The 13,462-nt window shown below is 49.9% G+C and carries 13 protein-coding genes and 1 tRNA gene; 2 read left to right on the plus strand and 12 right to left on the minus strand.

All coding sequences use genetic code 11. The annotated features are described in order from the left end of the window. Window positions 1-219 precede the first annotated feature (219 nt). From secG to NST04_RS02720, 7 genes are all read right to left on the minus strand, one after another. Window positions 220-453: a preprotein translocase subunit SecG gene (gene secG, locus NST04_RS02690; protein ID WP_036690096.1), complete on the minus strand. Its 234-nt coding sequence runs from the start codon at window positions 451-453 to the stop codon at window positions 220-222. 229 nt (window positions 454-682) lie between these two features. Beyond that, a complete protein-coding gene (gene eno, locus NST04_RS02695) occupies window positions 683-1,969 on the minus strand; it encodes a phosphopyruvate hydratase (RefSeq protein WP_036726271.1) in 1,287 nt (428 codons plus the stop codon). A gap of 59 nt (window positions 1,970-2,028) precedes the next feature. Further along, the gene (gene gpmI / locus NST04_RS02700; protein ID WP_341183083.1) at window positions 2,029-3,573 is read right to left on the minus strand and encodes a 2,3-bisphosphoglycerate-independent phosphoglycerate mutase; all 1,545 of its coding nucleotides are present in this window, start codon (window positions 3,571-3,573) and stop codon (window positions 2,029-2,031) included. 2 nt (window positions 3,574-3,575) lie between these two features. Then, on the minus strand, window positions 3,576-4,331 hold the full coding sequence (gene tpiA, locus NST04_RS02705) for a triose-phosphate isomerase (RefSeq protein WP_036690091.1): 756 nt from the start codon (window positions 4,329-4,331) through the stop codon (window positions 3,576-3,578). 27 nt (window positions 4,332-4,358) lie between these two features. Continuing rightward, window positions 4,359-5,540 carry a phosphoglycerate kinase gene (locus NST04_RS02710; protein WP_036726266.1) on the minus strand — a complete coding sequence of 394 codons (1,182 nt, stop codon included), beginning with the start codon at window positions 5,538-5,540 and terminating at the stop codon, window positions 4,359-4,361. A gap of 137 nt (window positions 5,541-5,677) precedes the next feature. After that, a complete protein-coding gene (gap, locus tag NST04_RS02715) occupies window positions 5,678-6,688 on the minus strand; it encodes a type I glyceraldehyde-3-phosphate dehydrogenase (RefSeq protein ID WP_036690087.1) in 1,011 nt (336 codons plus the stop codon). Window positions 6,689-6,804: 116 nt separating this feature from the next. Beyond that, window positions 6,805-7,857 carry a sugar-binding transcriptional regulator gene (locus tag NST04_RS02720; RefSeq protein ID WP_340945605.1) on the minus strand — a complete coding sequence of 351 codons (1,053 nt, stop codon included), beginning with the start codon at window positions 7,855-7,857 and terminating at the stop codon, window positions 6,805-6,807. Window positions 7,858-8,150: 293 nt separating this feature from the next. Here NST04_RS02720 and NST04_RS02725 point away from each other — a divergent pair. Together NST04_RS02725 and clpP are read left to right on the plus strand one after the other, a co-directional pair. Continuing rightward, window positions 8,151-8,225 (plus strand) — tRNA-Arg (locus NST04_RS02725). A 193-nt stretch (window positions 8,226-8,418) separates the two neighbouring features. Next, window positions 8,419-9,015, plus strand: a complete 597-nt coding sequence (gene clpP / locus NST04_RS02730) for an ATP-dependent Clp endopeptidase proteolytic subunit ClpP (RefSeq protein WP_036690083.1) — start codon at window positions 8,419-8,421, stop codon at window positions 9,013-9,015. A 75-nt stretch (window positions 9,016-9,090) separates the two neighbouring features. Here clpP and NST04_RS02735 read toward each other — a convergent pair whose 3' ends face one another. From NST04_RS02735 to whiA, 5 genes are all read right to left on the minus strand, one after another. Continuing rightward, the gene (locus tag NST04_RS02735; RefSeq protein ID WP_341183084.1) at window positions 9,091-9,729 is read right to left on the minus strand and encodes a GDSL-type esterase/lipase family protein; all 639 of its coding nucleotides are present in this window, start codon (window positions 9,727-9,729) and stop codon (window positions 9,091-9,093) included. 154 nt (window positions 9,730-9,883) lie between these two features. Further along, a complete protein-coding gene (locus tag NST04_RS02740; RefSeq protein ID WP_341183085.1) occupies window positions 9,884-10,987 on the minus strand; it encodes a PdaC/SigV domain-containing protein in 1,104 nt (367 codons plus the stop codon). A gap of 273 nt (window positions 10,988-11,260) precedes the next feature. Continuing rightward, window positions 11,261-12,016 carry an SIMPL domain-containing protein gene (locus NST04_RS02745; RefSeq protein ID WP_341183086.1) on the minus strand — a complete coding sequence of 252 codons (756 nt, stop codon included), beginning with the start codon at window positions 12,014-12,016 and terminating at the stop codon, window positions 11,261-11,263. 148 nt (window positions 12,017-12,164) lie between these two features. Beyond that, window positions 12,165-12,434, minus strand: coding sequence for an HPr family phosphocarrier protein (locus tag NST04_RS02750; RefSeq protein WP_036690075.1), 270 nt, complete (start codon window positions 12,432-12,434; stop codon window positions 12,165-12,167). 97 nt (window positions 12,435-12,531) lie between these two features. Beyond that, the gene (whiA, locus tag NST04_RS02755) at window positions 12,532-13,461 is read right to left on the minus strand and encodes a DNA-binding protein WhiA (RefSeq protein WP_036690073.1); all 930 of its coding nucleotides are present in this window, start codon (window positions 13,459-13,461) and stop codon (window positions 12,532-12,534) included. Window position 13,462 lies beyond the last annotated feature (1 nt).

A 13,462-nucleotide genomic window follows, 5' to 3' on the forward strand; every position in this document is an offset into this window, starting at 1 on the left:
CAGCCTCCTGCTGCATTCCTATGCATCGGCATACTGTATGCCTTGTCCTATTGCACAGTAATCATTTCAAGTAAAATTTACCTTTATATACTTCATACCCTAGTATACACGAAATCAATCCCGGGCATCCCTGTTATGATGTTCACAATATTAAATCTGCATACAAAAAAGCCCCCGTCTATTCCATTCAGAACAGAGCGAAGGCTTACTATAGACCCGTTATTCAACTACAATGGCTACAACGATTGACATAATGAAGAATCCTGCGGCCAGACCAACTGTTACACGCTGCAGCACAAGCTCCATACCGCGCGCCTTTGTTTTACCGAAGAGATGCTCAGCACCGCCGGAGATGGCGCCGGAAAGACCTGCACTTTTCCCTTTTTGCAGAAGAACGACCGCAATCAGACCTACGGCAAAAATCAGAAGCACTACTTTCAAAAAGATATCCATTCACTTCCACCTCCTACGTCCAAGCATCACTATCTATGCTAAATTAGAATTTCCGTTTCATAAACAGCATTCTTATTTTATCATAGCCACAGAATGAATACAACCTTCCAGACGGCATTCCCGCCTATCTCTCTATGAAAATCTTGCCTTTCTCTCTATACCGAGCAGGCTGCAGCAAAAAGCCTGCCGGAAACCGGCAGGCTCATAGTACCTATAGATTCAAAAGAAATTATCTTTTGAGGTTGTAGAAGGATTTCAGGCCGTTGTATTGAGCCAATTCGCCCAGCTCGTCTTCGATGCGAAGCAGTTGGTTGTATTTAGCCACACGGTCAGTACGGGAAGGAGCACCAGTCTTGATCTGGCCAGCGTTGGTAGCTACAGCGATGTCAGCGATAGTGCTGTCTTCGGACTCACCGGAACGGTGGGAGATTACAGCTGTGTAGCCGGCACGTTTCGCCATTTCAATCGCATCGAAAGTTTCAGTCAGTGTACCAATCTGGTTAACCTTAACCAGGATGGAGTTACCGATACCTTTTTCGATACCTGTTGCCAGACGCTCAGTGTTCGTAACGAACAGGTCGTCACCCACCAATTGGACTTTATCGCCCAATTTTTCAGTCAGCAATTTCCAGCCATCCCAGTCATCTTCGGACATACCGTCTTCGATAGTGATGATTGGGTACTTCTCAACCCATGAAGCCAGCAGGTCAACATACTCAGCGGAAGTGTAAGATTTACCTTCGCCTGCAAGTGTGTATTTACCATCTTTGTAGAACTCAGTGGAAGCAACGTCCATACCAAGGAATACGTCAACGCCTGGTTTGTAACCGGCTTTTTCGATAGCTTCGATGATTGTAGTGATCGCTTCTTCATTGGAACCCAGGTTCGGTGCGAAGCCGCCTTCGTCACCAACAGCTGTGTTCAGACCTTTGGATTGCAGTACAGATTTCAGGTTGTGGAAGATTTCTGCACCAGTACGCAGAGCTTCCTTGAAGCTTGGAGCACCTACTGGAAGAACCATGAACTCTTGAACGTCGATGTTGTTATCGGCATGCTCACCACCGTTGATGATGTTCATCATTGGTACTGGAAGAGTCTTGGCGTTGAATCCGCCCAGGTACACATACAAAGGAATGTCCAGAGCAGTTGCAGCAGCACGTGCTACAGCCATGGATACAGCCAGGATTGCGTTAGCGCCCAGCTTGCCTTTGTTAGGAGTTCCGTCCAAAGTGATCATCAGCTTGTCGATGCCCACTTGGTCAAGAGCGTCCATACCGATTACTTCAGGAGCAATAATTTCGTTTACGTTCTCAACAGCTTTCAGAACGCCTTTACCCATGTAACGGGATTTGTCGCCGTCACGAAGCTCTACAGCTTCATGAGCGCCAGTGGAAGCGCCGGAAGGAACGATAGCACGGCCTTTTGCGCCGGACTCCAGATATACGTCAACCTCTACAGTAGGGTTACCACGGGAGTCAAGGACTTCGCGTGCATACACATCAGAAATAATAGTCATGTAAGTTTAATCTCCTTTTATACAATGGTTTTTTGGGTTTACAAAAACAGATGTCTTGCTTATTTGCGGCTGGCAATCATAGATTGTCCGGTCATTTCCGCAGGCTGCGGAAGTCCCATCAGATCCAGGATCGTCGGTGCCACATCTGCGAGAATACCAGCTTCACGCAGTACTACATCTTCAGTGGTAACGATGAACGGAACCGGGTTAGTGGTATGGGCTGTGAACGGACGTCCGTTCTCATCGAATACCATATCCGCATTCCCGTGGTCGGCAATGATAATGGCAACGCCGCCCTTGGCAACTACAGCATCCACAACCATGCCTACGCATTCGTCCGTTACTTCAACTGCCTTGATTGTAGGCTCCAGCATGCCGGAGTGTCCTACCATATCAGGGTTAGCAAAGTTCAGGATAATGGCATCCTGTCTATCCGCCTCGATCTCCGCTACGCAGGCCGCCGCCACTTCGTATGCACTCATCTCAGGCTTCATATCATAGGTTGCCACTTTCGGCGAGTTGATCAGGATACGGGTCTCGCCCGGAAGCTCCTCATCGCGTCCGCCGCTGAAGAAGAAGGTCACATGCGGATACTTCTCGGTCTCTGCAATACGCAGCTGCTTCTTGTTCTGCTGAACCAGCACTTCGCCGAGCGTGTTGTCCAGGTTCTTCGGGGAGTAAGCCACGAAGCCTTGAACGGTCTCACTGAAGGTAGTCAGGCATACGAAGTGCAGGCCTTGCGGGAACTTAGGACCACGGTCGAAGCCGCGGAAATCCGAGTTCGTGAACACTTGTGACAGCTGAATCGCACGGTCAGGACGGAAGTTAAGGAAAATGACGGAATCGCCGCTCTCCACTGTCGCTACCGGGTTGTTCTGGCTGTCCACAATTACACTTGGCTCCACGAATTCATCGAACACAGAATTCTGGTAGGATGCAGTGATGGCCTGAAGGGCATCGGTATATTTAGGGCCTTCGCCATATACCATTGCACGGTAAGCCTTCTCTACACGGTCCCAGCGTTTGTCACGGTCCATGGCGAAGTAACGTCCGGATACCGTAGCAATCGTCCCTACGCCAACCTCTTCAATCTTAGCAACCAGGTCCTGGATGAACTTCTGTCCACTGTCGGGTGGTACGTCACGGCCATCCATGAAGGCATGAATATAGACTTCATGCAGATCTTCTTTTTTGGCCAGATCGAGCATGGCGAACAGGTGATTGATGTGGCTGTGTACGCCGCCATCAGATACCAGTGCATAGAGGTGAAGCTTTTTGCCGGTTGATTTGGCGCTTCTTACGGCAGCCACCAGCGTTTCATTCTCGAAGAATTCCCCATCGCGTATCGACTTGTCGATGCGGGTCAGGTCCTGGTATACAATCCGGCCGGCACCAATGTTAAGGTGCCCTACTTCAGAGTTACCCATTTGGCCTTCCGGCAGACCTACAGCTTCGCCGCAAGCGGTAAGCGTAGTATTCGGATATTGCTTCAGGTAACGGTCGTAGTTCGGCTTGTTGGCTTGGGCAACCGCGTTGCCTTCATCCGTGTTCCGCAGTCCGAAGCCGTCCATGATAATCAGTGCCACAGGTTTTGGAGCTGACATTCTTACTTCGCCCCCTCAACGAGTGAAACGAAGGAAGCAGGCTGCAGGCTGGCACCGCCGACTAGAGCGCCGTCGATGTCGCTTTGACTCATGTACTCCGTTACATTCTCAGGCTTCACGCTGCCGCCGTATTGAATACGTACGGCTTCAGCTGTTGCTTCATCGTACAGGCCTTTAACAAGGGTGCGGATATAAGCAATAACTTCGTTGGCATCCTGGGAAGTGGAGGATTTACCTGTACCAATGGCCCAGATTGGCTCGTAAGCGATAACCACACTTGCTGCCTGCTCTGCGCTAAGACCGGCAAATGCTGCTTCAGTCTGAACCTTACATACATCCTTAGTCTGGTCAGCTTCACGCTCTTCAAGCTTTTCGCCTACACAGACAATTGGAGTAATGCCGTGACGGAAGGCCGCATGCATTTTTTTGTTGACGATTTCGTCCGTCTCACCGAAATAAGCACGGCGTTCGGAGTGTCCGATAATAACATACTCTACACCAAGGTCCTTCAGCATTACGCCGCTGATCTCACCTGTATAAGCGCCGTTATCTTCGAAATGCAGGTTCTGTGCACCAATTTTGATGGTGGTGCCTTGTACTGCTGCAACCAGTGCAGGCAGGTTAGTGAATGGCGCGCAGATAACAGTCTCTACGCCTGCCACTTCCGCCTGGCCTTTGATTTCAGCGATGAAGCCTTCGGCTTCCGGAACGGTTTTGAACATTTTCCAGTTGCCTGCAATAATAGGTGTTCTACTCATAATGATGTATTGCCTCCCTCTTCGGTATTACTTGTCGTTCAGTGCTTCTACACCTGGAAGAGCCTTGCCTTCCATGAACTCGAGCGATGCGCCGCCGCCAGTGGAGATGTGATCCATCTGGTCTGCGAGGTGGAATTTCTCAGCAGCTGCTGCGGAATCGCCGCCGCCAATAACAGTGTAGCCTTCGGTAGTAGCGCAAGCCTGAGCTACAGCCTTTGTACCTTCAGCGAAGATGTCGATTTCAAATACGCCCATCGGTCCATTCCATACAACCAGCTTGGAGTTTTTGATAATATCGGCATAGATTTCACGAGTCTTAGGACCAATGTCCAGACCTTCCCAGTCTGCAGGAATCTCGGTTGCATCTACAATCTTGGTGTTGGCATCTGCACCGAACTTGTCAGCGACTACAACGTCAACCGGAAGCACGAAGTTCTTGCCCAGCTTCTTGGCCTTCTCAATGAATCCAAGTGCTGCATCAATCTTGTCGTTGTCTACCAGGGATTTACCGATTTCGTAGCCTTGAGCCTTGGTGAACGTGTAAGAGAGGCCGCCGCCAATCAGTACATTGTCAGCCAGATTCAGCAGGTTGTCGATAACGTCAATCTTGTCTTTAACCTTGGAACCGCCGATGATGGCAGTGAAAGGACGTTCCGGGTTAGAAAGCGCCTTGCCGAGAACGGACAATTCCTTCTCCATCAGAAGACCGGATACTGCAGGCAGGAAGTGAGCGATTCCTTCTGTCGAAGCATGGGCACGGTGAGCGGCGCCGAATGCATCATTGACGAACAGGTCAGCCAGTTCAGCGAACTGCTTAGCCAGTTCAGGATCATTTTTCTCTTCACCTTTGTAGAAACGGACATTCTCAAGCACAAGCACATCGCCATCGTTCAGTTCAGCGATTTTTGCTTTTACCGCTTCGCCAATGGCCTCATCAGCCTTGGCTACCGGTTTGCCGAGCAATTCAGACAAACGGACTGCAGCGGAAGTCAACCGCATGGAATCAACGAATTCGCCTTTAGGACGGCCCATATGGCTGGCCAGAATGACCTTTGCACCGTTCTCAATCAGGTATTTAATTGTTGGAAGGGTTTCGCGGATACGGGTATCATCAGTGATCTTGCCGTCTTCCACTGGCACATTGAAATCTACACGCACGAATACGCGTTTGCCTTTTACTTCTACATCACGGACACTTTTTTTGTTCATGATTAACATTTCCTCCACACCCAAAATTGGTTCCTTCACGAAGCCATTTCAAACGAATCCAGTTCAGTTCATTTAGAAAGAGCGGAAACAGACTTTCCTTGTTTCCGCTCTATTGTACTGCTTATATGAAATCGGTCTTATTTAGCAAGCTTAGCGAATTTCTCCAAAGTACGAACCAGCTGTGCAGTGTAGGACATTTCATTGTCATACCAAGCAACAGTTTTAACCAGCTGTTTGTCGCCAACAGTCAGTACTTTAGTCTGAGTTGCATCGAACAGGGAACCGAAAGTCATACCCTTGATGTCAGAAGATACGATTTCATCTTCAGTGTAGCCGTAAGTTTCTGGGTCAGAAGCTTCTTTCATGGCTGCATTGATTTCTTCAACGGTTACGCTCTTATCCAGAACAGTAACCAGCTCAGTCAGGGAACCTGTAGCTACAGGCACACGTTGTGCTGCACCGTCAAGTTTGCCCTTCAGTTCCGGAATAACCAGGCCGATGGCTTTAGCGGCACCGGTAGTGTTAGGGATGATGTTCTCAGCAGCAGCGCGGGCGCGTCTGAAGTCGCCTTTTGCGTGTGGAGCATCAAGAGTATTCTGGTCACCTGTGTAAGCGTGGATAGTAGTCATCAGGCCTTCGATGATACCGAACTTGTCGTTCAGAACTTTGGCCATAGGAGCCAGGCAGTTCGTTGTGCAAGATGCACCGGAGATTACTGTTTCGGAACCGTCAAGGATGTCATCGTTAACGTTGTACACAACAGTTTTCATGTCGCCTGTAGCAGGAGCGGAAATAACTACTTTCTTAGCTCCGCCTTTCAGGTGCTTCTCAGCAGCTTCTTTAGTTGTGAAGAAACCAGTACATTCCAGAACGATATCAACGCCAAGCTCTCCCCAAGGAAGCTCTTCAGGGTTGCGGTTCGCCAGAACCTTAACATCTTTACCGTTAACTTTGAAGAAGCCGTCATGCACTTCAACATCGCCTTGGAATTTACCTTGAGTTGTATCATATTTAAGCAAATGAGCAAGCATCTTAGCGTCAGTCAAGTCATTGATTGCTACCACTTCGATACCTTCTACATTTTGAATACGGCGGAATGCAAGGCGTCCAATACGTCCAAAACCGTTAATACCAACTTTTACACTCATTGAATAGTTCCTCCTAGAGTTCGTTTTATTTATTCAAGACAGGCCGTAAGGCTCGTCAAGACAACAATGTTAAGTATAATGCATAAACCCTTTACGCGCGCCCCATTTAATGGAATCTATAGGACCTTTTGTAGCTGTGTGTCGATTTCCTTGCCGATTTCGACAGCCGCCGCCTCATCGATGACGAGAATATCCTCTTGCCCGAACCGCAGCATCGCATGAATGGCCTTCGCCTTGCGTTTGCCTCCGGCAATACCGATAACGACTTCTGTTCGGATAATGTCTTCCAGGCGCAGTCCCATGGTCAGCATAGTGTGAACCACTTCGCCGTCCTCATTGAAGTAGTATCCGAAGGATTCGGCTACAGCACCCTCCCCCTGAATCTCTGAGATCGTCCCGGAGTCCAGCTTGCGGCGGTGGGTCATTTCGATGGCATCACCTATTCCATGTACAATAATACGCGATCTGCGGATAATTTGTACAATCTCTCCAATATTGGAGTCCTGCGCAAGCGACTGATAAGCGTCTCCGCTAAGCAGATCGGGCACATGCAGCAGACGGTAATTGGCGCCAATCCGTTTGGCCATGGTTGAAGCAATGGTGTTGGCCTGTATCTCCATGCTCTCTCCCAGTCCTCCGCGCGCCGGAACAACCCAGGCGTTCTTATAGGAAAGGGATAGCGGCGGGGTCAGCTGATCGGCCATCTCGGCCAGGGTTGATCCGCCCGTGACGGCAATCGTGTCGTCACTGCGCAGTACGCTGAGCAGTGCCTTAGAGCCTGCGCGCCCCAGTTCACGCTTGGTGAACGGAGATGTCTCACAATCGCCAGGTACCACAATTACTTTGGTGAGACCGTACGTAGTACGAATTTTCTCTTCCAGATCATCCAGGCCGAATAGGCTCTTGGCGACCGGCTCCAGCAGGTCAAGCAGTCTGCGACCGGCATCGCTAATGCGCATACCGACGCTCTCGATCTCAATGAGCCCCTGCGATTTCAGAAGATCCGTCTCGGCGCGCAGTACCCGCTCGGTCATATCAAGCGATGCGGCTAGCGTCCTGCGCCCAATAATATCGGACAGCATGATCTGATGTAGAATCGTATACCGTCTCTTAAGGGTTTCCATGAGATCAGGCAGAAGCTGCTTTTGGATTTCCAATAGATTACGCATGCTTTCACTCCTGCAACTTCGTCTTTCTCTTATCCCTTGTTCGTGGTCTCAAAATGTCCCGGGTTAACTTTTTAAGTCCCACCCATATTCTAACCCAAAACTGACGCCAAGTGCAAGTGTTCCGAGACTATAATTCTCAGCCCGCTTTCATCTTATACATGGGCTTGTCCGGCACGCAGCAGGCAGGAGGCGAATCTGCGGCTCTCTTAATGGAGGCGGACAAAACTATTTTTGATCAGGTTGCTTAATACACATTGCTTTTGTGCAAAAAGTATATTATAATAATTTCTGTTGCGCCCGTGGTCCAATGGATATGACGTAGGCCTCCGAAGCCTGAGATCCAAGTTCGATTCTTGGCGGGCGCGCCATTATTTTCAAGATTGTACATAATTTAGTACCGATTATATTATATTTAACCAATGAGCCGCTTGAGGGCTCTTTTTTTTGAAAGTAAGTTTGACTTTCTTTGACTTTTTGTTTGAATTTGTTTATCATGTGGTTAATACGGTAACAGTAAAAAATGAACACATTCGAAGCACCAATTTCAAGGAGGTTTTCCACGTGAGTTATATTCCTATGGTAGTAGAACAGAGCAACCGCGGTGAGCGCGCTTATGACATCTATTCCCGCCTGCTGAAGGACCGCATCATTTTCCTTGGAACGGAGGTTAATGACGTGGTAGCCAATTCGATCATCGCACAAATGCTCTTCCTGGCTGCCGAGGACCCGGATAAGGATATTCACCTGTATGTGAACAGCCCAGGCGGTTCCATTACAGCGGGTATGGCAATCTTCGATACAATGCAATACATTAAACCGGATGTATCCACCATCTGTGTAGGTATGGCCGCTTCCATGGGAGCGTTCCTGCTGAACGCCGGTGCCAAGGGCAAGCGCTTCGCCCTGCCGAACAGTGAAATCATGATTCACCAGCCGCTAGGCGGTGCCCAGGGCCAGGCTTCAGATATCGAGATCCGCGCCCGCCGCATCATCAAGCTGCGTGAGAAGCTGAACCGCATCTTGTCCGAGCGTACAGGCCAGCCGCTGGAGAAGATCGAGAAGGATACCGACCGCGACTACTTCATGAGCGCTGCAGACGCTGCCGAATACGGCATCGTCGACAAGGTAATTGAGAAGACCCTGCCGACAGGCGTATAAGTAAGCTGCTCCAATGCATACACGAAGAGGCTGTAACAGACCGGTCCGGTCATGTTACAGCCTCTTTCTTCATGCCTACCTCAAGCCTCCGTACCCCAGGGCATCCAGCTTGCCAGCAATTACACGGTAGCCTCTGCCGTTCGGGTGAATATGGTCCAGGAACAGCAGCCCCCGCTCATTACCGGCAAATTCATGATATATCGAAGCAAACCCAACGTTATTACTGCTGTAGCCTGCGGCATAGCGGTTGAACTCCCGCACCCAATCTGTTGCTTCATCCACCTGGGGATATGGGTTATAAAGGCCGACCACCCGGAGGATATAGGGGCTGCGGGAACCTGCTTTGAGCTGTGTCAGGCTACCCATGATGTCGCTGTAGTTACGCTTGCAATCCCTAAGCGCCTGCTGCAGCAAGCCCTGGAATTCACCGGGCCGGGGCCCGGCTGCCCGGGCTGCCTTAATCAAGTCATTGCCGCCAATCGACAGCGTAATGATCTGCGCATCCTTCACCGCTGTCCGGTAGACATTGGAGCTCCTCAGCCGTTGCTTCAGCCCCCCGGTGGTCAGACCGTTGACACCAAGATTGGCCGGCACCACCGGCGTGCCCAGCCTCCCTTCCGCAATCCGCCGGTAGACGGGGACGAAGCCGTTACCGGGCAGTGCCCCGAAGCCGGTTGTAAGTGAATCCCCGATTGCTGTATAAGCATAGACCATAACCTTTTCCTCCCCGTTATAAGCTGCTTGCCTTCTATAGCTTATGACTATCCGGGTGAAGTGGTAACGGCAGGGCAGGCTGATTAGGCCCTGCACATGAAGAATGCCCCTGCATCTCCCGGAGGAGGCACAAGGGCATTCTTATGAAGATCTATTATTTAAGCGCTGCGAACGGACTGCTTCCGTCCGGCAGGAGTTCCTTGAAGCTGAAGGTGAATTCCGGGAAGCCTTCAGCATATGCCGTGTAATCGTACAACTGGAAGAAGAGCACGGCTTTACCTTCTTTTAAATAGAAATACTTCTCCGTATTCAGACCATTGAACCCGCCCAGATAGCCTCCGTTAGCCTTAAGCTCCTTGGTCAGCTTGGCATTGAGCTGCTTCTTGTAATTGGGATTGGCCCCGAACAAATCGCCCAGCAGCAGACGCTTGCCGTCTTTGAGCGAGAAGGTGAACGCATTGCGGTAAGTCATCCCGTGAGCACCGCCGGTATATTCGTACTGATTAGTCACCAGACTGAGTACGCCATCCTGATTATAAGTGACTACATAGCCGCCTTCAAATTCGTACGGCCGGTCATCCTTCGCTTTCTTGGTGATTTGATCTTCAGCGCTTTTCGCAAAGCTCAAGACAGTCTGCTTAATCGTATCATTGATTGCCTTCTCTGCCTCTGCACTTGCCAAGCCGCTGACCTGCGGATAATCCAGCCGGACAGGCGCATCCTTATGATCCTTCACATAGCTCACAGTCTTGATGGTGATCGCATTCTGCGTTCTTTTCGTCAGATTCAGCTGACCTGCTGCCGTGTTCCCGTCCACCTTATAGCCCAGGTAATCGTTAATCAGTTGGGAGGGAACGTACAGCCGGTTGTTCAGTTGTTTACCCTGATATTCGCCGATATAATAGTTGTTCACACTGATCATAATGCCGTAATCCATGTTCGCCAACTTCATTTGCGCAGCACCGCTACCAATCGTATAGGTCTTCACTGCTTTATCATAAGAGAGCGGCATCCCCAGCGCATCGCGCAGGAAGGTTACCGGAACCCATACCTTTCCTTCCTGGAGCAGCCCTGTCTGGGCTGTACTTTTACCGTTAACCTTCAGCACTACCGAGGAGGATTTGGCTTTGACCTGAGCGGCTGCCGGAGCAGCCTCAGTAATGCCCGCTTGGAGTATTCCTGTTCCACCCAGCAGGATTCCGGCTGCGAGCATTCCTGCCCCCCATCTGCGAATGTATTTCTGTGAGTTCATATTCATTGTAATTTCTCCTTCCACCTGGTGGTATGTTTATTCATGATGTGTGTTCCTCGTTATCACTGTTCCTATTATAGTAAAAGAACGTGCCGGGGTTGTTACAATCCGCTTTACAGTTTCTTAAGGTTTGCCATGATTATCTAAAGATCCTGTTACCTCAATTTAAACAAATTGAGAGCTTTCGATAGCGCATGTGTGCATATATATACATCCATATAGTCATATAAAAGCGCCTGCTCCGCTATAACAGCAGAGCAAGCGCCTCTTGCGAAACGTTTATTTCAGTTCATACGTTACATTCAGTTGGGTGATGACTTTGACCTGACCGGGTTCCACGGAGCTTCCGGCAGCAGTATCCATTGACGATTTCTGCATCATTGCTGCTTCAGCGTAGACTACCGGATGATTGCCGTCATCGCTCTGAATCACCGTAACCACCTGGCCCACTCCTCGTTTCGCCGCTTTGGCTATGGCTGCTGCTTTGACGTCTGCATTCTGCATAGCCTTCTCGATCACCTGTGCTTCGAAGGCAGAGGGATCTTCAATGGCAAACCGCACATTGCCGATGTTGTTCGCCCCGGCCGCAGAGGCTGCGTCCAAAAGTTGCCCAACCTTCGTCAGATCACGGTACGATACCTCCAGAGTGTGCTGGGCATTATAGCCTTTGACCTTCTGGCCGTCCTTCTCCGTGTAGGTGTAATTAGGCTGTACGTTGAACTGGCTGCTCTGGATGTCTTTGTCGGCTATCCCCCAAGTGCTTTTGAACAATGCCGTCAGCTTGGAGATTTTCGCCGCTGTACCCTTCTGTGCCTCCTGTGCAGTATCCGCTGTAGTGCTCACCCCGATGGAGAGATAAGCGATATCCGGCTTAATCGACAGCTCACCTTTGCCCACAACGCTCACAATGTTCTTCTGCACCTCGTCGGCGTAAGCCTTTTCAGGTCCCTTCAGCACTCCGCTCAATCCCATTCCTCCAATCATCAAGCTCCCTGCCAGCAATACTGCTCCAATCGATTTACCCCATTTTCTCATGCTTGCCATCCCCTTTCGATTCGTTTAAGTGTTAGTACCCTCTAGACGGGACAGCATGGTAAAAGTTGCATGAGCAATGTACAATATTTATTTTTTATTCCGGTATGAAAAAAAGCCCCTAAGGGCTTTTGGTAAGACCATATTGCATTTATTGATTCTCGAGCTCTTCCTTGCTTACCAGACTGGTCAAAGCGGTTACAGCCTGTTCCGCGTCTGCACCGTCTGCGCTGATATGAATCTCCGTACCGGAACTGATCGCAAGGCTCATAATGCCCATGATACTCTTGGCGTTCACTTTTTTATCGTCTTTTTCCACGAAAATCTCCGACGAAAACTTATTAGCTTCTTGCACAAACAATGCTGCCGGCCGAGCATGGAGCCCCGTCTTCAACCGAACAACTACCGGGTGCTTTGTCATGAAACGCTTACCCCCTATTTGAGATCTGCCCAAAAATTTCACATTAATTTTATAATATTATATCATTATAACGCATACCGCACTAGAAAAAAAATAATCAGCCGCCGCGGACCTTGTCCGCCAGCTCATCAATTTTGCGCAAACGGTGGTTCACACCCGATTTACTGACCGTCCCGCCCAGCATATCTCCGACTTCCTTGAGGTTAATATCGGGGTGAGCCAGTCTGATCTCGGCAACCTCCCGCAGCTTATCCGGCAAACTTTCCAGACCCACCTCGCGCTGCAGCAGCTTGATGTTCTCAATCTGGCGTACTGCCGCACTGATCGTCTTGTTCAGATTGGCCGTTTCGCAGTTCACAATCCGGTTGACCGAGTTGCGCATATCGCGCATGATCCGCACATCCTCGAATTTGAACAGCGCCTGATGAGCGCCGATCAGACTGAGGAACTCGATGATCTTCTCGCCTTCCTTGATGTATAGGATGAAGCCTTTTTTGCGTTCTATGCAGCGGGCATTCAGGTGAAATTCACCAGCCAGCTCAACGAGCGCCTTGCAGTGCTCCTCATACATGGAAGCGATTTCCAAGTGGTACGAAGAGCCCTCCGGGTTATTAACCGAACCGCCGGCCATGAAGGCCCCGCGCAGATAGGCGCGCTTGCAGCAATTCTTGCCGACAATCTCCTCATCAATCCCATCTGTGAAAATAAAGCCTTCAGAGACAATCCGCAGATCCTTCAGGATCTCCTGGACCTGGTTCGGGATTCTTACAATATAGACGTTATTCTTCTTCAAACGCATTTTTTTACGCACGAGCAGCTCGATATGGACCTGGTAATATTTCTTAAGCAAAGAATATACCCGCCTTGCAATCGCGGCGTTCTCCGTCGAAATGTCGAGAACCACCTTTTTGCTCGAAAGCTGCACCGAACCGTTCATTCGGATCAGCGCTGACATTTCCGCTTTCTCGCAGCAGGGCGGGCTCTCGACCATCGTCAGCTCTTTTTTGGTAAGGGCCGCAAAAGACAAG

The organism is Paenibacillus sp. FSL H7-0756, from assembly GCF_038006765.1.
Classification (GTDB): domain Bacteria; phylum Bacillota; class Bacilli; order Paenibacillales; family Paenibacillaceae; genus Paenibacillus_AQ.